Genomic DNA, 24,386 nt, shown 5'->3' with positions numbered 1-24,386 from the left:
CGAGGGACTCAGGGTATATCCCACACATGATCATTACGAATACCGCCGATCTTGCGGCAGCCTGCCGCCGCCTCGCCAGCTCAGCCTTCGTGACCGTCGATACGGAATTCCTGCGGGAATCGACGTTCTGGCCGCAATTGTGCGTCGTGCAGCTTGCCGACGACGAAGAGGCGGTGGCCATCGACGCTCTGGCGCCTGATATCGACCTTGCGCCGCTTTTCGCATTGATGGCTGACGAAAAGGTGCTGAAGGTGTTCCATGCCGGGCGGCAGGACATCGAGATCATGTGGCATCTGGGGAAGATGATCCCCCACCCCGTGTTCGACACCCAGGTGGCGGCCATGGTGCTGGGCTATGGGGAATCCATTTCCTACGATCAGCTGGTCCAGCGCATCACCGGCGCCGTGCTCGATAAATCCTCGCGGTTCACGGACTGGAGCCGGCGGCCCCTTTCCGAGGCCCAGATCACCTATGCCCTCGCCGACGTCACGCATCTTCGCGATGTCTATCGGACCCTGGCGGAAGGACTGGATAAAAGGGGCCGAGCGGAATGGGTGAGCGAGGAGATGGCGGTCCTCACTTCTCCGAACACGTATCGACAGGCGCCGGAAGATGCCTGGAAACGGATCAAGGTGCGGCTGCGCAAGCCCCGCGATCTGGCCGTCCTGATGGAGATCGCCGCATGGCGTGAAACGGAGGCTCAGACGCGCAACGTGCCCCGCTCCCGCATCGTCAAGGACGAGATCCTCGCAGAGATCGCGCTGAGAGCGCCCACTTCGGCGGAAGCTTTGGGCTCATTGCGCGGCGTCCCGAATGGGTTCGAGCGGTCGCGCTCGGGCGCAGATATCCTGGCGGCCATCCAGCGCGGCCTGTCGCGCGATCCTGCCAGCGTGCCTCGGATCGAGCGGGACCGGCCGGCGGGAAACAATACCGGCGCGACGGTGGAATTGCTGCGCGTGCTGTTGAAGATGGTGTCGGAAAAAGAGGGCGTGGCCGCCAAGATCCTGGCCAGCACCGACGACCTCGAGAAGATCGCCAGCGAAGACGCTCCCAATGTGCCTGCCTTGTCGGGCTGGCGGCGTGAATTGTTCGGCGAGAAGGCGCTGGGGCTCAAGCGCGGCGAGATCGCCCTCGGCTTGAAGCGTGGCCGCGTCGCAGCCCTCCCGCTGGCGGATTAAGCCGCCAGCGCCGCTATCGCGATCGCGGGTTCCTTGCCGATCAGCTTCGCCAATTGCTTGATGCGGTTCATCAGGCGATCGCCTTCAAGAGCAGCCAGCTCCTGCGGAAGCGTCAGGACCAGACGCTCGCCGTCGACCAGCAGAGGCGCGCGCGGCAGGACGCCCGGCATGGTGGCCGAAACGAGATAGGCCACTCGCATCGCCGCGCCGAACAAACGGGCGGTTTCCATCGCCCGCGGCGTCGCCAGGGCACGCAGCCGCGGGCTGATGCCTTCGTCGCGCAACCCCTCGTGCCGGAAATACACCGCCAGCGCCAGATAGGTACGGCCGACGTGATCGACACCGAGAAACGCGCCATTGGCGATGACGTTGAAGCTCTGCTCGCCGCGATAATCCGGATGGGCACGCCAGCCGAGATCACCGAGATGGCATGCGGCGTGGCGCAACCGGCGCTCGTCGTTGCTCTCGTCGATCGCGGCGCTTTCGAACAGCGCGTCGGTCCATCCGATCAATTCATGGCCATGTCGCGGAGAGCGTGAGGTCAGAGCGCTGAGATCAGCGGCTGCGGAGATCAGGGGATCGCGGCAGCGATCATCCTCATCGAGAAGCTCATAGAGCAGCCCTTCGCGAACGCCCACGCCCGAAATCATGACCTGCTTGGGCTTGGCCATGAGAAGGATGTGTTCGAGCAAAAGCGCGCCGTAGCACAAGAGCGCACGGCGCTCGCTCGGCACCGCCGTGATCCCCGGAAGGGCCTCGGGGCTCAGCCTGCGGACGCGACGGCAAAACGCCAAGGCCTCTTTCGCCGTCAGCGTGTAGCCATGCATCACACGCAGCGGATAATCCTTCTGCGTCATATGCAGGCGCGCCAGCGCACGCCACGTACCGCCCACGGCGTAAAACGTCTTGCCTTCGTATTCCGCGAGATCAGGCACGCGCGCCAGCTGATCCTTGACCAGCTTTTCCGCCTTCTTCATCTGCCCTTCGGAGGCATCCTGAAGGGATAGCCCACCCAGGGGAAGCGTGATGCCCGTCCCGATTTCACGGTCGAGCACACGCACCAGCTCGAGGCTGCCACCGCCCATATCGCCGACCAGACCGTCCGGCCTGTAGAATCCCGACACGATGCCGAGCGCCGACAGATAGGCCTCGCGCTTGCCCGACAGGAGCTGGATTTCCTCCCGGCAGATCTCGCGCGCCTGATCGAGGAAATCCTGGCCGTTGGAGGCGTCTCGCGCAGCGGCTGTCGCCAGGACGCAAACCCGCTCCACCTTCATCACATCGCACAGCGCACGGTAGCGCTTGAGTGCCGCCAGCGCCTTGGCGACGGCCGAATCCATCAGCCTGCCGGTGACCGCCACCGAACGGCCCAGTCCGCACATCACCTTCTCATTGAACAAAGGTGTCGGGCTGCGGATCAGAGCCTCGTAGACCACGAGGCGTACCGAGTTCGAGCCGATGTCGATCACAGCGATGCCCGCATTGCCACGCAAACGGCCGCGGGCCTGCTCGACCCCGTCGGCCGCTTTCACGCCGCTTCTCAAAACATCAGCCTCGTTCGCTGCGGGCGATCCGCCTCGGAGAGCTCTTTTTAACAGACTTGCCACGGCCAGACAGACTCGGGTTGGTCATGAAATAGCGATGGGCGTTGAACGGTTCTTCTCCCTTGACGGGCGTACAACGCCGCGATGTGCCATCAGGCAGCACCGACCAGCTTTGCTGATTGTCCTTCAGATTCGCGACCATAATCTGGTCGAGCACCTGCTCATGCACGGTCGGATTGAGGATCGGGATGAGCGTTTCGACCCTGCGATCCAGATTTCGGGGCATCCAGTCAGCCGACGAAATGTAGACGGCTGCAGAGGCATGCGGGAGACCGTGCCCATTGCCAAAACACATGATGCGGGAATGTTCGAGGAAGCGGCCGACGATCGACTTCACGCGGATATTGTCCGACAGACCCGGCACGCCCGGCCGCAGGCAGCATATGCCGCGAATGATGAGGTCAATCTGCACGCCCGCGCCGCTGGCGTCGTAAAGCGCATCGATGATGACGCTGTCCACGAGCGAGTTGAGCTTGACCCAGATGGCCGCCGGCCGGCCGGCCTTGGCATGCTCGATTTCGGCGGCGATGTGATCGAGGATCCTTTTGCGCAGCGTGAACGGCGAGCTCGCCATCACTTCAAGCTCGGCCGGTTCGGCATAGCCGGTGATGAAGTTGAAAAGCCGCGCGACATCGCGGCCGATCACGGGGTCTGCCGAGAAGAAGCTCAGATCGGTGTAAATGCGCGCCGTGATGGGATGATAATTGCCTGTGCCCATATGGCAGTAGGACACGAGATGCCCCGCCTCGCGCCGCACGACGAGCGACAACTTGGCATGCGTCTTCAGCTCGATGAAGCCGAACACGACCTGCACGCCGGCCTTCTCGAGATCGCGCGCCCAGCGGATATTCGCCTCTTCGTCGAATCTCGCCTTCAGCTCCACCAGGGCGGTCACTGACTTTCCGGCTTCCGCGGCCTCCATCAGCGCCCGGACGATGGGGCTGTCGGACGAGGTGCGGTACAGCGTCTGCTTGATCGCCACGACGTTGGGATCACGCGCCGCTTGGTTCAGAAACTGGACGACCGCGTCGAAGCTCTCATAGGGGTGATGGACGATGATGTCCTTCTGCTTGATGGCCGCGAAACAATCGCCGCCATGCTCGCGGATGCGCTCCGGAAAGCGCGCATTGTACGGGATGAACTTCAGCTCTGGCCGCTCCACGGACACGACCTGAGACAATTCGTTCAGGGCGATCATGCCGTCGACCAAAAAGGTCTCGCCGTCTGTCACATTCAGCGCGTCGGCCACGAAATGGCGCAGCTCGGGAGGAGTCGCGCTCTGCATTTCCAGACGAATGACCGTGCCGCGCCGACGCTGCTTCAGCGCGGATTCGAACAGCCGGACAAGATCTTCCGCCTCTTCCTCGACCTCGATGTCGCTGTCGCGGATGACGCGGAACGCGCCCTGTCCCTGAACGGCGTAGCCGGGAAACAGGCGGTGGATGAACAGGCCGATCGTATCCTCGAGCAGGATCAGCCGCGTCTGACCGGGCTCGCCGGATCCCAGGCGAATGAAACGGTCGATCTTCGCGGGCACACGGATAAGCGCGTTCAGCGAGCGCCCGTCACTCTGCCGGGCCAGTTGAAGGGCGAGCGTAAACCCGAGATTCGGGATGAACGGGAACGGATGGGCCGGGTCGATCGCCATCGGCGTAAGGACCGGGAAAACGTGCTGAAGGAAATAATCGTCGAGCCAGGCGCGTTCCTGTGCCGTGACGTCGTTCTTTCCAACGACGACGATTCCGACCTTGGCGAGTTCCGGCTGCAGCTCCAGCCAGCGACGCTGCTGGTCCTTGGCCAGATCGACAACGACCTCGTTGATGCGGACAAGCTGCTCGCTGGGAGTCAGACCGTCGGGGCTGACCACGGTGACGCCGGTGCGCTCCTGACCGACGAGACCCGCGACGCGGACCATGAAAAATTCGTCGAGATTGTTGGCGGAAATCGACAGGAACCGCACCTGCTCGAGCAGGGGATGATTGGGGTTCGCCGCCTCTTCCATCACCCGGCGATTGAATTGCAGCCAGGACAGCTCGCGGTTGATGAAGCGGTCCGGCTGATGGCGTAAATCCGAGGCCTGCTCGGCCGGCGCCACCGGATTATCGCTGACGACGACTTCACCCAGATCGATCGGATCGGTCATGACGAGTGTGTTCTCCGCTGATTTGGGCGGAGTGGTACGACGGTTTCGTGGCGGTTGGACGACACTCACTTCTTCAACCCTATCCGTATGTTGCCCGGGCCAGCACGTCCGCAGCTATGGTGCGCGTCACAGCCTTTCCCCGTGTCAGGGCTTCCTCGTCGAGAGCCGCCACGACATCGCGGGCCGCCGCCAGCGACCGCTCCATCCGGCGCGCGATATAGTCGACAACACCCGCCTCCACGGCAAGCTGTCGATCGTCAAAGAGCTTAACGAGCACGGCTCGAACAAGTTCATCGCCCGGCGCATCAAGCCGCGCCTGGGGCAATGCGCGCATTCTCGACGCAAGGTCCGGCAGTTGTGGCCAGTCGGCGCCTGGCCCGCGGGATGCGGTCAGGAGAAGCCAGAGCCGGTGCTCTCGCGCCGTGTTGAGCAGATGAAAGAGATCCGTGTCCGCGGCACGATCCGCATGGTCGACCACGAGAGCCGATTCCAGCGGCATGTCGGAAACAGCATCGAGATCGAGGCGCTCCGCATCGATGACGACCGCATCCGAAAGTGAAGACCAGATCGTGGCGAGATGGCTCTTCCCCGACCCTTCGGGACCGCTCAGCAATACGGCTCTGATGGGCCAGTTCGGCCACGCCGTCAGCAGGGAATAAGCGCCTTCATTGGCAGGGGTCACGAGATAATCCTCCGCAGAAAACTGCGGGGGACGTTCGAGCGAAAGAATCAATTGCCGGGCGGAGGGGCCCGTCACGTGATGATCTCCGAATCCCCGGAACGCCCGGAATAGAGCGGGCTGTCGACATATTGCGCGATAGCGAAGCGCGCCAAGACGCCCATGGCAGCCGCAAGCGGCACCGCCAGCAGAAGACCGGCGAAGCCGAACAGCGCGCCGAAGGCAACCAGGGCGAACATCAGCCACACAGGGTGCAGCCCGACCGACCGACCCACCAGATTGGGCTGCAGAATATTGCCCTCCACGAACTGGCCGAGGAAGAAGATGCCGAGGACCAGTCCGATCATGATCGGATCGGGCCAGAATTGCACGAGCGCGACTCCGCCCGCGAGCACGAAGCCAGTGAAGGACCCCACATAGGGAATGAAGCCGATGATGCCGGCGACAAGACCAATGAGGAGGCCAAAATTGAGCCCGGTCAGCGTAAGGGCGACGGCGTAGCCAATGCCGAGAATGAGGCAAACCGCGCCCTGCCCCCGGACGAAACCGGCCACCGCATCGTCCATTTCACGCGCCAGGCGCCGCACCGTTTCCTTGTGATAGACCGGCACGAGGCGATCCACCTCGGCGACCATGCGATCCCAATCGACCAGCATGTAAAACGCAACGACCGGTGTGACGACGAGGAGGCTGACGAGCGAGACGAGCGCGCCGGAACCCGCCCATATGCGAGCCAGGAAATCGCCCACCCAGCCAGCACCCTGCCCGACGATCGAACTCATGGACGATTGTACGTCGGGAATGCGATCTCCCAACACACTGCGCAGCCACGTAATGCCCGGACCTGCAATCATGTCCTGAATTTTCTGCACTGTCGCCGGCAGGTTTTGCAGGAAGGCGTTGAATTGCTGGACGAGAAGCGGCGCGACGATCGCGATGCCGATCACCGCGACAAGCAGGAAGGCGAGAAGAATGACGAGCGCCGACAAAGTGCGGTTCAAACCGGTTCGCGTCAGGCGATCGGCCAGTGGATCCAGGAAATAGGCCAGCGCGAAACCCGCAACGAACGGCAGCAGCACGCCACTGAACAGCCAGAGCAGAAAGACCAGCACGGCGAAGCCGAGGGTCCAGAACATGGCTTGTCGTGGCAGGCTGAGACGCACCTTGACCGGCCGGGACGTCGAAACCACGGGTTCTGGCACAGATGTCATAACCGGTCCTCCGGACGGGCCATATGGCGCGTCCAAGTGGCGAGATAGGCCGCAGCTGAAACGAGCGTCAAGGCACCAACGATCCAGCCTGCGACCACAAACCACGAGCCCGCTTGAATATCGAAACCCGCAATGGCCAGCGCGAGAGCAGCAAAACCGATTTGCGCTGCGGTATTCAGCTTGGAAATCATCAACGGCTTGATGACGACGGGATGGTCAAGGAGCCAGGACAACAGAACGGCGCCGACGATCATGATGTCGCGGGCGACAACGCCAATCGCGAGCCAGATCGGGATCGCGTGGCCAAAGCCGAGAGTGAGATAGATCGAAACCAGCAGAGCCTTGTCGGCCAGGGGATCGAGATACGCGCCCAGCCTGGTGCGCTGATCCCACGCCCGGGCGAGATAGCCATCAATGGCGTCAGACAGGCCGGCGGCCACAAAAAGCCAGAAGGCGGCGTGGTCATAGCCTCCCAGGATAAGCCAGACCACGAGCGGCACCGCGAAAATCCGCAGGATCGTGATGAAGGTGGGAAGGTTGACGAACATCATCCGTGAACGAGCGAAAAGAGCGACCACATCCAATTCATACATTCCGCGGCGACCAAGAACACGCGAGAGTATGACGATGGTTGCACTTGCCCTGCGCTTCGTGAGGGCTTCAAAAGCGCCATGATCCCATTTCGCCTTTTCAGCGCTTTCGTTCTCTCCGTCAGCATCGCCAATCTAGCGCAGGCCGCATCGCCCCAATTGGAAAGAAGCCTGCAGAAACTCGAACCACACACGCGAATGCGTGAGGTTTGCGATCTCGAGGTCGCAGGTCGGATATCGAAGCAGAGCCAATATTCCGGAGTGGACCGGGTGGTGAGTGATGCTCGTCACGACAGCACGCGCATCGACGATACCGTCAACGCGAAGGGAGCGGCTTTTCGGAGGCAGGGCAAATGGTATGCCCTGCAATATTCCTGCACGCTTTCGTCCGATCATATGAAGGTGGGCTCGCTGAGATTCACGATCGGCAAGGAAATTCCCGAGCCAGAATGGGAAGAGTTCGGACTCTGGCGCTGAGTCGCGTTGAAACCGCCTGCCGTGCGAGGTAAGCCGGGGCCGAACTGGAGATGAAGATGGCTGAGCGCACCACCGGGCTGACCTACCGCGACGCGGGCGTCGATATCGATGCGGGCAACGCGTTGGTCGACGCGATCAAACCGCTGGTGCGCGCCACCCGCAGGGCAGGCGCGGACGCGGAGATCGGCGGCTTTGGCGGCGTTTTCGATCTCAAGGCCACGGGATACAAGGATCCCGTCCTCGTTGCCGCGACCGACGGCGTCGGCACCAAACTGAAAATCGCGATCGCAACCGGCATTCACGACACGATCGGCATCGATCTCGTCGCGATGAGCGTCAACGATCTCATCGTGCAGGGTGCGGAGCCTCTGTTCTTCCTGGATTATTTCGCGTGCGGTCACCTCGCACCCCATGTCGGGGTTGATGTGGTGAAAGGCATCGCGGCCGGCTGCGTGGAAGCCGGCTGCGCTCTCATCGGCGGCGAAACCGCCGAAATGCCCGGCATGTACGCCGAGGGCGATTACGATCTCGGCGGCTTCGCAGTTGGCGCCGCGGAGCGCGGGACACTTCTACCGCGTGGGATAGCTGCCGGGGACGTTCTCCTCGGCCTCGCTTCGTCCGGGGTGCACTCCAACGGTTATTCGCTGGTGCGCCGCGTGGTCGAATTGTCCGGCCTCGGCTGGGACGCACCCGCTCCCTTCGCACCTGCCGTAAGCCTCGGCCGGGCGCTGCTGGCCCCCACCCGCATTTATGTGAAACCGATCCTGCATGTGCTGCGCGAAACGCAGGGGCTGAAGGGCCTCGCGCACATCACCGGCGGCGGATTCCCGGACAACATTCCTCGGGTGCTGCCCGATGACCTCGCCGTCGAACTCGATCTGGCGGCTGTGGAGGTACCGGGCGTATTCCGCTGGCTCGCCGGCACGGGCAATATCGCCGAATCCGAAATGCTGCGCACGTTCAATTGCGGGGTGGGCATGGTGGCCGTGGTGTCGCCGGAGCAGGAGGCAGCGATCACCGCCGCCTTCGCCGCCGCCGGCGAAAACGTCACCGAGCTCGGACGGATTGTTCCCCGCAATGGCGAGGCTGTGGTGACACAGGGCGCGCTGGATCTTGGTTTCTGACGATGAAGCGAACCCGCGTCGGCATTCTCATCTCCGGCGGCGGAAGCAACATGTCCGCGCTGATCGCCGCCAGCCAAAAGCCGGACTATCCCGCTGAGATCGCCATCGTCGCTTCAAGCCGGCCGGATGCGGGCGGCCTCGACAAAGCCCGTGCTGCCGGCGTGCCTTCCGTGGCCTTCGACCACCGTCTTCATGACCGCGCCGGCCTGGAAATGGCGGTCGACGCCGAACTGGAAGCCGCCGGGGTGGAACTCGTATGCCTGGCTGGCTGGATGCGCCTGCTCTCGCCCTATTTCGTCGAGAAGTGGAAGAACCGCCTCATCAACATCCATCCGGCTTTGCTGCCGAGTTTTCGCGGGCTGCACACCCATCAGCGAGCTCTCGACGAAGGCGTCACGCTGCATGGCTGCACGGTGCATTTCGTGCGGCAGGAAGTCGATACCGGACCGATCATCGCACAAGCGGCCGTGCCGATCCTGCCGGGAGATGATGCGGAGCGACTGGCTGCGCGGGTACTCGCGGCGGAGCATCGCCTCTATCCACACGCTCTGGCGCTCGTGGCGTCCGGTCGCGCGCGCGTCGATGGGGAACGCATGGTCCTAACTGCGGCCGGGGACATTCCTGCCCCCGAGCCGCTGTTTTCGCCGGCTCTTTAAGGGCGCGCTATTTCTGGCAGGTGGTCCAGATGCTCTCGGCCGTTGGCTCGAGCCGCTTGGGCATGCGGCCGCGGTAGCCTGCGATGTCCTCGTCCGTCATGGCCTTGGTAATACCCGCCGCATAGCAACGGCATTGCGGAGCGGCACCACCATCCACGCCCGGCTTGGTCTGCGTCAGCACGCAGCTGTCGAGAAGGCGGATGCGGATTTGCTCACGCGTCTGCGGTTGTGCAGACGCTGCGGGTTTCGAACCGAACACGCCCTGCGCCGCAACCGGCGACGACAGGACGCCGAGCACAAGCAAACCGGCGCAGACATTGCGCACTTTCAACCAATCCCCATTCCGCATTTCTTCCCTCCAGATACAGCGATGCGGGCCACCCTCGGGCACCCGCATCGTTTCAGTCATAAGTGCTCGGTTTGGCTTACGCCTCGTGAGAGAGATCCTCGGCGCGCTTCTCCGCGGAGATCCGCGTGAGCAGCCAACCCACGACAACCACGGCCGCCGCAACGGCGATGGCGAAGGTCGTCTCCCAATTGTGGATGAACGCTTCACCGAATTGCTCCGAAACGGCCACGTCGGAGAACACCATCTCGCCGGCCACGAAGCCCAGGAGCGCTGCGCCAGCCCACACGATGACGGGGAACTTGTCGATCGCCGCAAGGATGATCGCGCTGCCGGCAATGATCATCGGGATGGAGATCACGAGGCCGATCACGAGCAGGCCGAAATGATCACCGGCGACACCGGCGATCGCGATGACGTTGTCGAGGCTCATCACCACGTCGGCAATCGCGATCGTGCCCACCGCGCGCAACATGCTGTCATGACCCTGGACGCCATGTTCCTCGTCGCCTTTGGGACGGATGAGATCAATGGCGATCCACACCAGAGCCAGCGCGCCGAGCACCTTGAGATAAGGCACGCCCATCAGCGTGACGATGATAAGGGTGAAGATGATGCGCAGCCCGATCGCTACGCCCGCGCCCATTACCATGCCCATGCGCCGCTGCTTGGGCGGCAATGAGCGGCATGCCATGGCAATGACGACCGCGTTGTCGCCCGACAGCAGGGCGTTGATCCAAATGATCTGGCCCAGCGCCAGCCATTCCGTTGCACCGAATTCCATCGTTTGTGCCTCGTTTTCTGCTCCCTTCGGGAGCGGCTGTTTCCACCCGGATGAACTGGACGCTTGCCGTCTTGGTCAAAGAAAAAGACCGGCGCCTTTGGCGCCGGTCCCGATCTCAGCCGACGATCTCGTCGTCCTTGAAGAAGAACTTTATTTCCGTCTCGGCCGCTTCCGGCGAGTCGGAGCCATGCACCGAATTGGCCTCGATCGATTCCGCGAAGTCCTTGCGGATCGTGCCGGCGTCGGCGTTCGCCGGGTTGGTTGCGCCCATCACTTCACGATACTTCGCGATGGCGCCCTCGCCTTCAAGAACCTGCACGACCACGGGGCCGGAGATCATGAACGTGACGAGATCGTTGAAGAAGCCGCGCTCCTTGTGAGCGGCGTAGAAACCCTCGGCCTGTTCGCGGCTGAGCTGAAGACGCTTCGACGCGATGATGCGAAGGCCTGAGCTCTCGATCCGATCGATGACCTTGCCCGTGATGTTCCGGCGGGTCGCATCCGGCTTGATGATCGAAAAAGTGCGCTCGGTGGCCATATCCTGCCTCTGTACCAATACTGGGTTCCAGAGCGCGGCTTATACACAGTGGGAAGGCGGCTGCAACCGAAACACGACAAGTGCGAGTCGTTTGCAGATGACGATGCCGAAATCGCCCCGCGTGAGGCCTAATCCTCAGGCGCTTCGAGGATCGGATCGTGGTTTCCGGCGAGCTCGAAGCCGAACACATCGAACGCTGCCTTGAAGTGATCCGGCAGGGGAGCCGTGACGTCGAGCGTCCCTCCCCGCGGATGCGGCAGGGTTATGCGGCGGGCCATCAACATCAGCTTGGCCGGGAGATCGTCGGAGAATTCCTGCAGCTGAGCGCCATATTTCGGATCGCCCAGGATGGGATGGCCGATATGCTCGAGATGCGCACGCAATTGATGGGTGCGCCCGGTCACCGGCTTGAGCGACAGCCAGGCCGCGCGGTGCGCGGCTTTGTCCACCACGGCGTAATAGGTGATGGCATGGCTCGATTCGCTTTCGCCATGACGGGCAACCCGCATTTTCTCGAGGCCCTGCTCTCCACCCTTGGCAAGGTAGGTGGAAATGCGCCCCTGAGGCGGATTCGGGACGCCGGGCACCAGCGCCCAATAGATCTTGCGGGCCGAGCGTGAACGAAAGGATTTGGCGAGCGCGGACGCGGCCTTGCGGCTTTTGGCGACGATGAGGCAGCCGGCCGTGTCGCGGTCCAGCCGGTGAACGAGTTTGGGCTTTTCGCCATCGGGCCCGGCAAGCGCTTCCAGCATGCCGTCGATGTGCCGGACGGTGCCCGAACCACCCTGCACCGCCAATCCATGAGGCTTGTTGAGCACGATAAGATCGCGATCCTCGAACAGGATCAGGCTCTTGAGGAAAGCTGCGTCCTGAGACGACGCCACCTTCTTCTTCTTTTCCAAAGCCCCGGGATCCTGCGCCTCGCCAAGCGGCGGGATGCGCACATTCTGCCCGGCCTCCACTTTCGTCACGGCTTTGGCGCGCGCACCGTCGACACGAACCTGTCCGGTGCGCAGAATCTTCTGAAGCTGCCCGAACCCGAGCGCGGGATAGCGCCCTTTCAGAAAACGATCGAGCCGCAGCCCGTCTTCACTGTCTTTTACCGTGACGATTTCAACGCCGGCCATTTCAATGATCTTCCGTTAGCGCCCGTTCGGCGGATGTCAGCGAACCGGGCAGGCCAGATCGTCGTCAGCTTCCATGCAGTCCAGATAGGCCTTGAGCTTCTCCGTCCGCTCCCTCGACTGTACCGCACGGCACTGCTCGATGAGCATCGGATGGATGCTGCCACCTTCGCTGGCTGATGTCATGAAATCGCATTCCGCGTCCCGGACTGCAAGCCAGGCGCGCTGCGCCTTCGTGAGCCGCGCCTTGATGTCGTCGGCACCCTCCAGACGTTCCACCAATGTGCGATAGACCTTGTTCAACTCGGCATCGGCCGCCTTGAACGCGTCGTTCGCACAGCGGTTCAACGCGAACTGCGTCTCCGCGCCTGGGCATTCCAGCGCAGAAGCGGCGGAAACGCCCAAGAGGCTTGCCAGCGCAATCGCTTCGAGAAGACGCATTGGCTTACTCCATCATCCCAATTGGCGGGCGATCGCAAGGCCTGCCATCAAAGCCGCAAGAGCAACCGCGACCGAGGCAATCACATAGGAAGCGGCAGCAATCGTCTCGCCCCGCTCCCACAATACGATTGCGTCCAGCGAAAACGACGAAAAGGTGGTGAAGCCTCCGAGCATACCCACGGCCAGGAACAGGCGCAGATGCTGACCTCCGGTTCCAGACCTGAATCCAAGCCAGCCGGCCAGCAGCCCCATGGCCAGCGATCCCAGGACGTTCACCGTCAACGTGCCCCACGGAAACGAGGCGCCGAACAGCCGCCCTGCCGCCACGTTGACCAGATGACGGGCCACGGAACCGAGCCCGCCGCCGATAAAGACCAGGAGAACCGAGCCCATCGCCTGCCTCACAAGAACCCGAGATAGCCGAGCGTGCCCGCAATCGCCAGCGGGATCAGCGGATGGATACGGGTAATGATGAGGATGAGAGCTGTCACGGCGGTGACCATCATGAGCCGCCAATCGGTGGCAGCCGCGGCAGAGATCACATAGGCGCCGGCGCAGACCAAACCGATCGTAACCGGGATCACGCCAGCCTGAATCGCCTTGCGCCAGCGCGCGTTGCGAAAGCGCATCCAGGTTCCTGAAACGGCATAGGCCAGCGCGCACGTCGGCAGCGTCATGCCCAAGGTCGCAACGAGCGCGCCCGTGAGCCCCGCCACATGCCAGCCGATCAGGGTGACGATCATGATGTTGGGGCCGGGAGCGGCCTGCGCGATGGCGAAGAACTGCGTAAACTGGGCGTCGGTCAGCCAGTTGTTGGCATCGACGAGCTGTCGATGCATTTCCGGCAGGACGGAATTAACGCCACCAACCGCAACAAGGGATAGCAACGCAAATTGCAATCCCAGTCCCGCGAGGAGGTTTCCCTGCTCGTTCATCTCACCCGCCGCCAGGCATAGGCAATGGTCAGCGGCGCAAGGATAGCGACTGTCGCGATCAGGGAGATACGGAAGATACCCACCGACACAAAGGCGGCGGCTGCCGGCAGGATGGCAAAGGGTTCCTCGCGCAGCGAGGCCGCCATCTTCACGGCCATCGACACCACAAGCCCTGCGGCAGCGGCGCCGATGGCAGCAAGCGCCCCTTTAAACTCCGGCAGGTCAGCATAGCGCGCATAAACGGCCCCGAGCACCAAGACGATCACAAAGGGGCCCGCCATCAAAGCCAGGAATGCGACGACGGCACCGATGAGTCCGTGCATGCGGTGACCGACGATGATCGCCAGATTGACGATGTTTCCGCCCGGCAGGAACTGGCAGAGCGAGAGCATCTCGGCGAATTCGCGAGGCTCCAGCCAGCGACGCCGCTCGACCATCATCCAGCGTGCCCAGGGCAGAACCCCGCCGAAGCCGATGACGCTGATGCCGAAAAAGCCAAGAAACAATTCCGCGAGGCTTGGACGCACCAGGGCGGCGTCATCGGTCATGCGTTCCGCTCCCGCCTCAGCTTCTCCCAATAATCCAGCCGCTTGCGAATTTCGCGCTCAAAGCCGCGTTCGACGGGCTCATAAAAAACCGGGCGCGCCATGCCTTCGGGGAAATAATTCTGGCCGGAAAAAGCTTCGGGTTGGTCATGGTCATAGGCGTATCCCGACCCATACCCCTCATTCTTCATCAGCTTCGTCGGCGCGTTCAGAATATGCTTCGGCGGAACCAGCGAGCCGAATTCCTTGGCCGCTGCACGCGCCCTTTTATAGGCCACATAGACGCCGACGGATTTGGGGGCCGTCGCCAGATAAACGCACGCCTCGGCCAGCGCGAGTTCGCCTTCGGGGCTGCCAAGATGCTCGAAAGCCTCGCGCGCCGCATTGCACACCACAAGGGCCTGAGGATCGGCGAGACCGATATCCTCCGACGCCATGCGCACCATGCGGCGGGCCAGATAAAGCGGGTCCTCGCCGGCATCGAGCATACGCGCGAGATAATAAAGCGCGGCGTCGGGGTCCGAGCCGCGTACGGATTTGTGCAGCGCCGAGATCAGATTGTAATGCCCGTCCTGCGATTTGTCGTAGATGGGCGCGCGGCGCTGCACCACGTCCTGAACACCTGCGAGATCGAACACCTCACCCGAACGCGCGGCACGCCAGAGTTCCTCGGCCAGGGTCAGCGCGGCCCGCCCGTCGCCATCTGCCATCCGCACGAGAGAGGCGCGCGCTTCCTCGTCAAGCGGCAAGCGCTTTTCCTCAATCTCCTCGGCACGGCCCAGGAGGCGCTCGATCGCATCCTCACCCAGCGAACGGAAGACCATGACGCGAGCACGCGACAAAAGCGCGGCGTTCAGCGCGAAGCTCGGGTTTTCCGTCGTTGCCCCCACGAGCGTGACCGTGCCGTCTTCCATAAACGGGAGAAACGCATCCTGCTGAGCACGGTTGAAGCGGTGGATCTCGTCCACGAACAGCAATGTGCCCTGCCCGGTCTGCCGCCGCCCGCGCGCGGCCTCGAAAATCTTCTTGAGGTCGGCCACCCCCGAGAAAATTGCCGATATCGGTTCGAAGAACAGAGACGTCTCGTGTGCAAGCAGCCGAGCGATGGTGGTCTTCCCGGTCCCCGGAGGCCCCCAGAAGATCAGGGAGCCCAGGCTGCCGGCGTCGAGGAGACGGGTGAGAGCCCCATCCTCCCCCACCAGATGATCCTGGCCCACAACCTCCGCCAATCGGCCCGGACGCAGCCGATCCGCAAGCGGACGAGGCGCCGTGCGTTCGAGGCCCGCCGCCTCAAACAGATTGGGAGAGGAGGAGCCCGCCGCCATCAGAAACGGAACACTTGCGTCAGCACGCGGCCGTTGCGCTGGATCGTCACCTTCCAGAAACGCGCCGACATGTCGTTCAAGCGCTCCAGATCACCAACACTCGCGACCTCCTCGTCATTCACGGCGAGCACCCGGTCCTTACGCTCGATGCCGAGGCGCGCCGCGACCGAACCCCGCGCGAGATCGACGACGATCACGCCGCGCGCCGGGCCGGACAGACCCATCTCTTCGCTGACCGCCGGCGAAAGATTGACGACCTTGGCACCCGAAAATGGCCCGCGGCCGGAAAGCACGGTCTCGCTGCGCGGAACGGTCTCGGGTGCCGCTTCGATCCGCACATTCAAGGTCATCTCACGCCCATCCCGCATCATGGTCAGACGCGACTGGCTGCCAAGAGGCCGGATGGTCATCCAATACGTCATCGCCATGGGATCATCGACGGCACGGCCGTCAACTGCGGTCACGAGATCGCCAGCCTTAAGACCGGCCTTTTCGGCGGGCGAATTCTTATCGACGTCCGTCACGAGGGCGCCCATGGGGCGATCAAGGCCGAGGCTTTCCGCGATTTCCCGCGTCACGATTTGGAGTTCAGCACCAAGCCACGGACGTCGAACCACGCCATCGCCCTTTCGGGCCGCATCGATCACCAGGCGCACAATCGATGTCGGGACGGCGAAGCCGATACCGTCAGACCCGCCGGACTTGGAAAAAATAGCCGTGTTGATGCCGACCAGCTGGCCGCGCATATCCACAAGAGCACCACCGGAATTGCCCTGGTTGATGGCAGCATCCGTCTGCAGATAGACGCTCGGCGCGCCACCTTCGTTCTGAACGCGGCGAACCGCAGACAGGATGCCCTGCGTTACGGTCTGGCCGAGGCCGAAGGGGTTGCCGACGGCGAGAACCATATCTCCCACCTCAATATCGTCGTTCTCGGCGAGCGGAAGAACGGGAAAACCGCCCTTCCCCTCGCGGATGCGAAGAACGGCAATGTCGCTCTGCGCATCCGTCAGGACCACGTCCACGTCGAATTCGCGCTGATCGGCCAGCGAAACCCGAACGTCGGTCATGCCGTCGATGACATGATTGTTCGTGACGATCAGGCCCGCAGGATCAACCAGCACGCCGGAGCCAAGGGAACGCTGCAGACGCTCTCGCGGCTGGGAAGGAATTTGGCGGCCAAAGAATTCCTGAAACAGCGGATCCTCGAACGGGAAGGCCCGCGCCCTCTGGGCAACCACACGCGAGGCATAGACATTCACGACCGCCGGCGAGACTTGGCGCGCGACCGGTGCGTATGAAAGCCTGACCTCTCCCGGCGAATTGGGAACAGAGCGCTGTTGCGCCAGGGTGCCTACGGACGTCGCCAGCACCAGCGCCATCGTCGCGACGCTGTATCGAACACAGGGCAGTCCAGAGAATTTCATGAGACTCATTGCACCAACCTCGGAACACCCGACCATGCCCCGCTTATATGCGGACGTTCGGCACGGGTGAAGATGAAGAGCCGACCGGTATCGATTCGCGAAAATCCGAATCCGCGCCTGACCTCAAGCAGCACTGAGAAAACGCCAAATCGCGATCCCAGCGTGCTCCCCGATTTGCGAAGCGAATCTCGCGGCAGCCGTTGATTTTGGGGTCCACGGCCCACGTCCCAGCTGAGCAACAAAAAAAGGCGACCCGGAGGCCGCCTTTGCGTCGTTTCGATCCGAGATCAGGCGGCCGCTTCTTCGGTAGCCTCAATACGAGCACGATCAACAGCGCCCTTGGCATCCGCATCGCGATCAACCAACTCAATGACCGCGACCGGGGCGTTGTCGCCCTGCCGAAAGCCCGCCTTGATAATGCGGGTGTAGCCGCCGTTGCGCTCCGCGAAGCGCGGACCAATCACGTCGAACAGCTTGCGAACCGCCGGGAGATGGCGGATTTCCGCGATCGCCTGACGCCGAGCATGCAGATCGCCCCGCTTTCCGAGCGTAATCAGCTTCTCGACCACCGGGCGAAGATCCTTCGCCTTCGGAAGCGTAGTCACAATCTGCTCATGCTCGATGAGCGAGATCGCCAAGTTCGAAAACATTGCGGCCCGATGGCTCTGGGTCCGGTTGAACCGGCGGCCGCGCTTGCCGTGCATCATTTCAAAAGTCTCCTCACGCCGTTCGTGATCGCCGTTCGGCGCTCAGTAATGTTCTTCGAAGCGCTTCGCCAGCTCTTCGATATTCTCAGGCGGCCAACCCGTGACTTCCATGCCAAGGTGCAGGCCCATCTGGGCCAGGACTTCCTTGATTTCGTTCAAGGATTTGCGGCCGAAGTTCGGGGTCCGAAGCATTTCGGCCTCGGTCTTCTGAACCAGATCGCCAATGTAGACGATGTTGTCGTTCTTCAAGCAATTTGCGGAACGAACCGACAATTCGAGCTCGTCGACCTTCTTGAGGAAGGCCGGATTAAACGCCAGTTCCGGAATGGAGGCGCGCTCCGCTTCCTTCTTGGGCTCTTCGAAATTGACGAACACCTCAAGCTGGTCTTGCAGGATTCGTGCGGCATAAGCCAGCGCATCATCCGGCGTGACCGAGCCATTGGTCTCAATCGTCATGGTCAGCTTGTCATAGTCGAGGATCTGGCCCTCGCGGGTGTTCTCGACCTTGTACGACACCTTACGGACCGGCGAGTACAGGCTGTCGACCGGAACAAGGCCGATCGGCGCGTCCTCAGCACGGTTACGATCGGCCGGGACATATCCCTTGCCCGTATCAACCGTGAACTCCATGCGAACATCGGCACCCTCATCCAGGGTCGCCAACACATGGTCGGGGTTCAGCACGACAACGTCGCCGGTCACCTGGATATCACCAGCAGTCAGGACGCCCGGGCCCTGCTTGCGCAATGTCATACGCTTCGGGCCTTCGCCCTGCATGCGAATGGCAATATCCTTGATGTTCAGGATGATGTCCGTGACATCTTCCCGAACTCCCGTGATCGAGGAAAACTCGTGGAGAACGCCGTCGATCTGGACGGAGGTGACGGCGGCGCCCTGAAGGGACGACAGCAGCACCCGCCGCAAAGCATTGCCCAGGGTCAGGCCGAAACCACGCTCGAGCGGCTCGGCCACTACGGTGGTGAAGCGCTGAGGATCGCGGCCGGGGCTGACTTCGAGCTTGTTTGGCTTGATCAGGTCTTGCCAATTCTTCTGGATCACGGCGGCACCTTCTAAAAATATGGCGCGGCGCCCTCACCGGACGCCGAAAGGCGGGCTCGGAGCCCGCCTCACTAGCAAAAATCACACGCGACGGCGTTTGCGCGGACGGCAGCCATTGTGCGGGATCGGGGTCACATCGCGGATAGACGTGACCGCGAAGCCTGCCGCCTGAAGTGCGCGGAGCGCCGATTCACGACCGGAACCCGGGCCGCGAACCTCAACTTCCAGCGTGCGCATGCCGTGCTCCGCAGCCTTCTTGGCGGCATCCTCGGCAGCCATCTGCGCAGCGAACGGGGTCGACTTACGCGAGCCCTTGAAACCCATCGTACCGGCGGACGACCAGGAGACGGTGTTGCCCTGCACATCGGTGATGGTGATCATCGTGTTATTGAAGGTGGCATTCACATGAGCGACGCCGGACACGATGTTCTTGCGTTCGCGACGGCGGACGCGCTGTACTTCCTTGGCCATATCTCTTTTTCCTTCAGTCCTTCTGGCACGCCCGTCGTTCCGGGCGCTCGGGACGAGCCGGCCAGCGCCGGCTCATAATTACTTCTTCTTGCCGGCGATCGGCTTGGCCTTGCCCTTGCGGGTGCGCGCATTGGTGTGGGTGCGCTGGCCACGGACCGGCAGGCCGCGACGATGACGCAGACCGCGATAGCAGCCGAGATCCATCAGACGCTTGATATTCATCGAAACGTCACGACGCAGATCACCCTCAACGAGGTAATCGCGATCGATGGTCTCGCGAATCTGAATCACTTCGGCATCGGTCAATTCATTGACACGACGTTCCGCAGGAATTCCCACCTTAGAGGTGATCTCCTCGGCCTTCGCGGCGCCGATGCCATGAATGTACTGAAGCGCGATGACTACGCGCTTGTTCGTCGGAATGTTCACACCAGCGATACGCGCCACGTGCCGTCTCCCAAATTGCCCCGAGGGCCCTTGTGTTGGCAGGCAAAAACTGCCCGGATGTCCGACCTGGCAACACGAAAACGATGCCGGGTCTCTGCGAACCCGGCACCGAAGCAAAGCTCTCGGCGGTCAAGGGGTCCGCTTATAAAGGCTTGCGCCCGAAAAAGTCAACCGCGCGATGTTTCAATCGCTAGGTTCAGTACGTCTTCAATCTGCTGTGTCACGGAATTCACTGATTCCATACCATCGACCGAGCGCAGAAGGCCTCTAGCCTGGAAATAATCGACCAAAGGCCGCGTCTGATCACGATAGACGGTCAGTCGCTTCGACAGGGCCTCGGCATTGTCGTCAGCCCGCGGACCGCCGGGTGTCTCCCCGGCCCTCTTCTCGATGCGGGAGAGCAGCACGCCTTCGTCGACCTTCAGCTCAATGACCGCATCCAGCGCCAGACCTTTTTCGGCCAGCATCACGTCCAACGCCTCAGCCTGCCGAACGGTGCGGGGAAAACCATCCAGGATAAAGCCGTTGCGGGCGTCGGGCTGATCGATACGGTCCGCAACGATGCCGACGACAACCTCGTCAGGCACGAGTTCACCCCGATCCATGATCGCCTTGGCTCGCAGTCCGACCTCTGTGCCGGCGGAAACGGCCGCGCGTAGCATATCGCCCGTCGAGAGCTGCACGATGTCGTACCGCTCAACCAATCTAAGCGCCTGCGTACCCTTGCCCGCACCAGGAGGTCCAAGAAGGATCAGCCTCATCGACGTGCTCCCCGAAGCTTGGCCTTCTTGATCAGGCTCTCATATTGAGCCGCATAAAGATGACCCTGCACCTGCGCCACCGTATCCATTGTGACGCTGACCACAATGAGCAGAGATGTGCCGCCGAAATAGAAGGGCACGGCCGCATAGGAAATGAGTATTTCCGGAATGAGGCAGACAATCGCGAGGTAAGCAGCACCAAGCACGGTGATGCGCGTCAGAACATAATCCAGATATTGCCCTGTGCGCTCGCCCGGACGAATGCCTGGAACGAAGCCGCCGTACTTCTTCAGATTGTCGGCCGTTTCCTGCGGATTGAACACGATCGCCGTATAGAAGAAGGCGAAGAATACGATCAGGCCGACATACAGCGCCATGTAGGCCGGACGGCCGTGTCCGAGATAGGTCGTTATCGTGGTGAGCCATTCCGGACCACCCGCTGCCGAGAAACTCGCGGCAGTCGTCGGGAGCAGAAGGAGCGAGGACGCGAAGATCGGCGGAATCACGCCGGCCGTATTCAGCTTGAGAGGAAGATGGGAGCTCTCGCCCCCCGTCATCCGCGTCGCCGAAACCTGCCGCTTCGGATACTGGATCACGATGCGCCGCTGGGCACGCTCCACATACACGATGAAGGCAATAACAAGCACGGCCATGATCATGACGCCGAGAATGATCGGCGTAGACAGCGCGCCCTGACGGCCGAGCTCGAGCATTCCGGCAAGTGCGCTCGGCAACTCCGCCACAATGCCCGCAAAGATGATCAGCGAAATGCCGTTGCCGATGCCGCGCGCCGTGATCTGCTCACCGAGCCACATCAGGAACATGGTACCGCCAACGAGCGAAAGCACGGTCGAGATGTAGAACAACGGACCGGGATTGATCACCACGTTGTTGGCGCTGGCGAGGCCTGCGGCAATGCCATAGGCCTGCACGGTTGCCAGAAGCACGGTTCCGTAGCGGGTGTATTGGTTGAGAACCTTGCGGCCCTGCTCTCCCTCTTTCTTCAGCGCCTCAAGGCGCGGAGAAACGGAGGTCATGAGCTGAATAATGATCGAGGCCGAGATGTACGGCATGATGTTCAGGGCGAAGATGGCCATACGGCCAACTGCGCCACCTGAAAACATATTGAAGAGCCCGAGAATACCCTGGCTCTGCTGACGGAAGACCTCCGTCAGCGCATCCGGATTGATGCCCGGCAGCGGTATATAGGTGCCAAGCCGATAGATGATGAGCGCACCCAGCGTGAACCAGATACGTTTCTTCAGCTCAGTCGCCTTGCTGAAGGCGCCGAGATTGAGATTCGCCGCAAGCTGTTCAGCCGCCGATGCCATGGCCCGCCGCTCCGATGGAGTAAAACTGTCCGCTCAGAGCCTGATCAGGCCTGATCGGCTTCGGCCTTCGGTGCCAGGATCTTCACCGAGCCGCCGGCCTTCTCGATCGCCTCAAGAGCGGACTTCGACGCGGCATACACCTCGAACGTAACGTTCTTCGCGCTGAGCTCGCCCTTACCGAGAAGCTTCACGCCATCGCGCTTACGCGACAGGACACCCGCAGCCACGAGGCTGTCGACCGTCACGGCCTGCGCCACATCGATTTTGCCAGCGTCGATGGCAACCTGGATCCGATCGAGATTCAGCTCGTTGAGATCCTTGCGGAAAATATTGACGAAGCCGCGCTTGGGAAGACGACGGTGCAAGGGCATCTGACCGCCCTCGAACGCGTTGATGGCGACACCGGAGCGGGCCTTCTGACCTTTCACGCCGCGACCACCGGTCTTGCCCTTGCCGGAACCAATGCCACGACCGACACGCATCCGATTCTTGGAGGCGCCTTCGTTGTCCCTGATCTCGTTCAGCTTCATTTTCCGCTCCATCTGGCTCGCTTGCGCCAATATGCGCATCACTTACGAGACCATCCACGCCAGGGGGACGGCCCGGGTTGTTCCTACAGCGGCTAATCATCCGCTGTCCAGCAATCGGCCCGGACAAGCCGGGCCGATCAATTCACTTCTCGTCGACGATTCGCACGAGGTGCGCAACCTTTGCAATCGCGCCTCGGACGGCGGCGTTATCCGGCAGGGTTCGCCGGCGACCGATCTTGTTCAATCCCAGGCCGATCAGCGTGCGCTGCTGATGGTCCGGGCGCCGGAGGTGGCTACCGGTCTGCTCGACCGTGATGCTGCCAACCGTATTGCGCGGCGTTTCGGGTTTCTTCGCCATATCGTCCCTCCTCAGGCGTCGACGGCTTCGCCGACGTCGACGTCACGACGGCGAGACTGCAGCGCGGAAACCTTGAGGTTGCGGCGAGCCGCCACCGAGCGCGGGCTGTCCTCGGCCTGAAGGGCCGCAAACGTCGCACGCACCATGTTGTACGGATTCGAAGAGCCGAGCGACTTCGCCACAACGTCCTGCACGCCCAGCGTCTCGAACACGGCGCGCATGGGACCACCCGCGATGATGCCCGTACCTGCGGGCGCGGCGCGGACGATCACCTTGCCGGCGCCCCAGCGGCCCGACACGTCGTGATGCAGCGTACGGCCTTCGCGCAGCGGAATGCGGACCAGACCGCGCTTGGCGGACTCGGTTGCCTTCCGAATTGCTTCCGGCACTTCACGCGCCTTGCCGTGGCCGTAACCGACCCGGCCCTTCTGATCGCCCACGATAACGAGGGCAGCGAAGCCGAACCGACGTCCGCCCTTCACAACCTTCGCGACGCGGTTGATATGCACCAGCTTGTCGACGAACTCGCTGTCGCGCTCTTCCCGCTCGGGACCGCCGCGGCCACGACCAGGACCGCGGCCCTCGCCGCGCTGCTGGCGCTGCCCGTCATTGCTGCGCGGGCCTCTCGGCTCGTTTGCCATGTTCTCGTCCTCTTCCCGTACGGGACTTAGAAGTTCAGGCCGCCCTCACGGGCGCCGTCGGCGAGCGCCTTGACGCGCCCGTGATAAATGTAGGCGCCGCGATCGAAAACGACGTCCTTGACGCCGGCCTTCGTGGCGCGCTCAGCGATGAGCTTTCCGACGGCCGCAGCCGCCTCCACGTCAGCGCCGGTGCGCTCGCGCGCATCCTTTTCATTCGACGACGCCGAAGCCAGCGTATGGCCCCGCGCATCGTCGATGATCTGGGCGTAGATATGCTTCGAGGAACGGAACACCGACAAACGCGGCCGACCCGTCACCGAAACCTTGCGAAGGGCACGCCGCACGCGGTTCTTGCGTCGCGTGGCCGCCTTGAGATCCTTGACCATCGTGCGCTCCGTTACTTCTTCTTGCCTTCCTTGCGGAAGATAAATTCACCGGCATAGCGCACACCCTTGCCCTTATAGGGCTCCGGCGGACGCCATTCACGGATCTCGGCGGCAACCTGGCCGACCTGCTGCTTGTTGATACCCGCGACCGTGAGTTCGGTCGGCTTGGTGGCCGTGATCGTGATGCCATCCGGAATGGGATAGATCACGTCATGGCTGTAGCCGAGCGCGAGTACCAGGTTCTTGCCCTGCACGGAGGCGCGGTAACCGACGCCTTCGATCTCGAGCTTCTTCTCAAAGCCGGACGTCACACCCGTAGCCAGGTTCTGAACCATGCTGCGCGACAAGCCCCATTGAGACCGCGCCCGCTTGGTTTCAGCACGAGGCGTCACCTTCACGGATCCGTCCTCGAGTGTTCCCTCGATATCCTCATGCAGAGTGAAGGACAATTCGCCCTTCGGTCCCTTGAAGCGGACCAACTGCCCGTCGACGGTCGCCGTAGCTCCCTGCGGAACAGTGATCGCCTTCTTGCCAATGCGCGACATGGCGCCTTCCTTACCTGTATGCC

The 24,386-nt window shown here is 62.3% G+C and carries 30 protein-coding genes; 4 read left to right on the top strand and 26 right to left on the bottom strand.

All coding sequences use genetic code 11. From position 1 onward, the window contains the following. Window positions 1-26 precede the first annotated feature (26 nt). A complete protein-coding gene (gene rnd, locus ACQ6S1_RS01595; RefSeq protein WP_445039414.1) occupies window positions 27-1,178 on the top strand; it encodes a ribonuclease D in 1,152 nt (383 codons plus the stop codon). Here rnd and ppx read toward each other — a convergent pair. From ppx to ACQ6S1_RS01570, 5 genes are all read right to left on the bottom strand, one after another. Next, window positions 1,175-2,710, bottom strand: coding sequence for an exopolyphosphatase (gene ppx, locus ACQ6S1_RS01590; RefSeq protein ID WP_445039413.1), 1,536 nt, complete (start codon window positions 2,708-2,710; stop codon window positions 1,175-1,177). The genes rnd and ppx overlap by 4 nt on opposite strands. 16 nt (window positions 2,711-2,726) lie before the next feature. After that, window positions 2,727-4,925 carry an RNA degradosome polyphosphate kinase gene (locus ACQ6S1_RS01585; protein ID WP_445039412.1) on the bottom strand — a complete coding sequence of 733 codons (2,199 nt, stop codon included), beginning with the start codon at window positions 4,923-4,925 and terminating at the stop codon, window positions 2,727-2,729. Between the two features lie 79 nt (window positions 4,926-5,004). Next, entirely contained in the window at window positions 5,005-5,682 is a 678-nt protein-coding gene (locus ACQ6S1_RS01580) for a P-loop NTPase family protein (RefSeq protein ID WP_445039411.1), read from the bottom strand. Next, window positions 5,679-6,815, bottom strand: coding sequence for an AI-2E family transporter (locus ACQ6S1_RS01575; protein WP_445039410.1), 1,137 nt, complete (start codon window positions 6,813-6,815; stop codon window positions 5,679-5,681). Before ACQ6S1_RS01575 ends, ACQ6S1_RS01580 begins: the two co-directional genes overlap by 4 nt. Beyond that, window positions 6,812-7,366, bottom strand: a complete 555-nt coding sequence (locus ACQ6S1_RS01570; protein ID WP_445040230.1) for a CDP-alcohol phosphatidyltransferase family protein — start codon at window positions 7,364-7,366, stop codon at window positions 6,812-6,814. The genes ACQ6S1_RS01575 and ACQ6S1_RS01570 overlap by 4 nt, the downstream gene beginning before the upstream one ends. Window positions 7,367-7,486: 120 nt before the next feature. On the opposite strand from ACQ6S1_RS01570, the gene ACQ6S1_RS01565 reads away from it, so the two are divergent. Genes ACQ6S1_RS01565 through purN form a run of 3 tightly spaced genes read left to right on the top strand, consistent with a single transcriptional unit; the run spans window position 7,487 to window position 9,662 of the window. Next, window positions 7,487-7,882, top strand: a complete 396-nt coding sequence (locus tag ACQ6S1_RS01565) for a DUF930 domain-containing protein (protein ID WP_445039409.1) — start codon at window positions 7,487-7,489, stop codon at window positions 7,880-7,882. A gap of 56 nt (window positions 7,883-7,938) precedes the next feature. Next, the gene (gene purM, locus ACQ6S1_RS01560; protein WP_445039408.1) at window positions 7,939-9,006 is read left to right on the top strand and encodes a phosphoribosylformylglycinamidine cyclo-ligase; all 1,068 of its coding nucleotides are present in this window, start codon (window positions 7,939-7,941) and stop codon (window positions 9,004-9,006) included. 2 nt (window positions 9,007-9,008) lie between these two features. Beyond that, a complete protein-coding gene (gene purN / locus ACQ6S1_RS01555; protein ID WP_445039407.1) occupies window positions 9,009-9,662 on the top strand; it encodes a phosphoribosylglycinamide formyltransferase in 654 nt (217 codons plus the stop codon). A 7-nt stretch (window positions 9,663-9,669) separates the two neighbouring features. Here purN and ACQ6S1_RS01550 read toward each other — a convergent pair whose 3' ends face one another. The 21 genes from ACQ6S1_RS01550 to rplF form a co-directional block, all read right to left on the bottom strand. Next, window positions 9,670-10,011: a DUF4148 domain-containing protein gene (locus ACQ6S1_RS01550; RefSeq protein WP_445039406.1), complete on the bottom strand. Its 342-nt coding sequence runs from the start codon at window positions 10,009-10,011 to the stop codon at window positions 9,670-9,672. A 76-nt stretch (window positions 10,012-10,087) separates the two neighbouring features. Next, entirely contained in the window at window positions 10,088-10,792 is a 705-nt protein-coding gene (locus ACQ6S1_RS01545; RefSeq protein ID WP_445039405.1) for a TerC family protein, read from the bottom strand. Between the two features lie 115 nt (window positions 10,793-10,907). Beyond that, a complete protein-coding gene (gene ndk, locus ACQ6S1_RS01540) occupies window positions 10,908-11,330 on the bottom strand; it encodes a nucleoside-diphosphate kinase (protein WP_445039404.1) in 423 nt (140 codons plus the stop codon). A gap of 128 nt (window positions 11,331-11,458) precedes the next feature. Further along, entirely contained in the window at window positions 11,459-12,457 is a 999-nt protein-coding gene (locus ACQ6S1_RS01535; protein ID WP_445039403.1) for an RluA family pseudouridine synthase, read from the bottom strand. A 36-nt stretch (window positions 12,458-12,493) separates the two neighbouring features. Beyond that, on the bottom strand, window positions 12,494-12,895 hold the full coding sequence (locus ACQ6S1_RS01530) for a lysozyme inhibitor LprI family protein (protein WP_445039402.1): 402 nt from the start codon (window positions 12,893-12,895) through the stop codon (window positions 12,494-12,496). 12 nt (window positions 12,896-12,907) lie between these two features. After that, window positions 12,908-13,288: a fluoride efflux transporter CrcB gene (gene crcB / locus ACQ6S1_RS01525; protein ID WP_445039401.1), complete on the bottom strand. Its 381-nt coding sequence runs from the start codon at window positions 13,286-13,288 to the stop codon at window positions 12,908-12,910. 8 nt (window positions 13,289-13,296) lie between these two features. Then, entirely contained in the window at window positions 13,297-13,830 is a 534-nt protein-coding gene (locus ACQ6S1_RS01520) for a chromate transporter (protein WP_445039400.1), read from the bottom strand. Continuing rightward, complete coding sequence (locus ACQ6S1_RS01515) at window positions 13,827-14,378, bottom strand: chromate transporter (RefSeq protein ID WP_445039399.1); 552 nt, start codon at window positions 14,376-14,378, stop codon at window positions 13,827-13,829. Before ACQ6S1_RS01515 ends, ACQ6S1_RS01520 begins: the two co-directional genes overlap by 4 nt. Continuing rightward, window positions 14,375-15,700 (bottom strand): replication-associated recombination protein A, encoded by a 1,326-nt coding sequence (locus tag ACQ6S1_RS01510; RefSeq protein ID WP_445039398.1) that lies wholly within the window; start codon window positions 15,698-15,700, stop codon window positions 14,375-14,377. Before ACQ6S1_RS01510 ends, ACQ6S1_RS01515 begins: the two co-directional genes overlap by 4 nt. Beyond that, window positions 15,700-17,127, bottom strand: coding sequence for a Do family serine endopeptidase (locus tag ACQ6S1_RS01505; protein WP_445039397.1), 1,428 nt, complete (start codon window positions 17,125-17,127; stop codon window positions 15,700-15,702). The genes ACQ6S1_RS01510 and ACQ6S1_RS01505 overlap by 1 nt, the downstream gene beginning before the upstream one ends. A gap of 287 nt (window positions 17,128-17,414) precedes the next feature. Beyond that, entirely contained in the window at window positions 17,415-17,834 is a 420-nt protein-coding gene (gene rplQ / locus ACQ6S1_RS01500; protein ID WP_445039396.1) for a 50S ribosomal protein L17, read from the bottom strand. Between the two features lie 42 nt (window positions 17,835-17,876). Then, a complete protein-coding gene (locus ACQ6S1_RS01495) occupies window positions 17,877-18,893 on the bottom strand; it encodes a DNA-directed RNA polymerase subunit alpha (protein ID WP_445039395.1) in 1,017 nt (338 codons plus the stop codon). Between the two features lie 81 nt (window positions 18,894-18,974). Beyond that, the gene (rpsK, locus tag ACQ6S1_RS01490) at window positions 18,975-19,364 is read right to left on the bottom strand and encodes a 30S ribosomal protein S11 (protein ID WP_319843263.1); all 390 of its coding nucleotides are present in this window, start codon (window positions 19,362-19,364) and stop codon (window positions 18,975-18,977) included. A 78-nt stretch (window positions 19,365-19,442) separates the two neighbouring features. Further along, window positions 19,443-19,811 carry a 30S ribosomal protein S13 gene (gene rpsM, locus ACQ6S1_RS01485; protein ID WP_445039394.1) on the bottom strand — a complete coding sequence of 123 codons (369 nt, stop codon included), beginning with the start codon at window positions 19,809-19,811 and terminating at the stop codon, window positions 19,443-19,445. A gap of 167 nt (window positions 19,812-19,978) precedes the next feature. Continuing rightward, entirely contained in the window at window positions 19,979-20,572 is a 594-nt protein-coding gene (locus ACQ6S1_RS01480) for an adenylate kinase (RefSeq protein WP_445039393.1), read from the bottom strand. Further along, window positions 20,569-21,903, bottom strand: a complete 1,335-nt coding sequence (gene secY / locus ACQ6S1_RS01475) for a preprotein translocase subunit SecY (RefSeq protein ID WP_445039392.1) — start codon at window positions 21,901-21,903, stop codon at window positions 20,569-20,571. The genes ACQ6S1_RS01480 and secY overlap by 4 nt, the downstream gene beginning before the upstream one ends. A 44-nt stretch (window positions 21,904-21,947) precedes the next feature. Continuing rightward, window positions 21,948-22,433, bottom strand: coding sequence for a 50S ribosomal protein L15 (gene rplO / locus ACQ6S1_RS01470; protein WP_445039391.1), 486 nt, complete (start codon window positions 22,431-22,433; stop codon window positions 21,948-21,950). Between the two features lie 142 nt (window positions 22,434-22,575). Next, window positions 22,576-22,791 (bottom strand): 50S ribosomal protein L30, encoded by a 216-nt coding sequence (gene rpmD / locus ACQ6S1_RS01465; protein WP_445039390.1) that lies wholly within the window; start codon window positions 22,789-22,791, stop codon window positions 22,576-22,578. A gap of 11 nt (window positions 22,792-22,802) precedes the next feature. After that, window positions 22,803-23,432: a 30S ribosomal protein S5 gene (rpsE, locus tag ACQ6S1_RS01460; RefSeq protein WP_445039389.1), complete on the bottom strand. Its 630-nt coding sequence runs from the start codon at window positions 23,430-23,432 to the stop codon at window positions 22,803-22,805. Between the two features lie 26 nt (window positions 23,433-23,458). After that, entirely contained in the window at window positions 23,459-23,818 is a 360-nt protein-coding gene (gene rplR, locus ACQ6S1_RS01455) for a 50S ribosomal protein L18 (protein WP_445039388.1), read from the bottom strand. An 11-nt stretch (window positions 23,819-23,829) separates the two neighbouring features. Next, a complete protein-coding gene (gene rplF / locus ACQ6S1_RS01450) occupies window positions 23,830-24,363 on the bottom strand; it encodes a 50S ribosomal protein L6 (protein ID WP_445039387.1) in 534 nt (177 codons plus the stop codon). Between the last annotated feature and the right edge of the window lie 23 nt (window positions 24,364-24,386).

The organism is Terrihabitans aquatilis, from assembly GCF_052542005.1.
The sequence above is the reverse complement of the archived record's forward strand: the minus strand, read 5'-3'. Positions and strand labels throughout refer to the sequence as shown.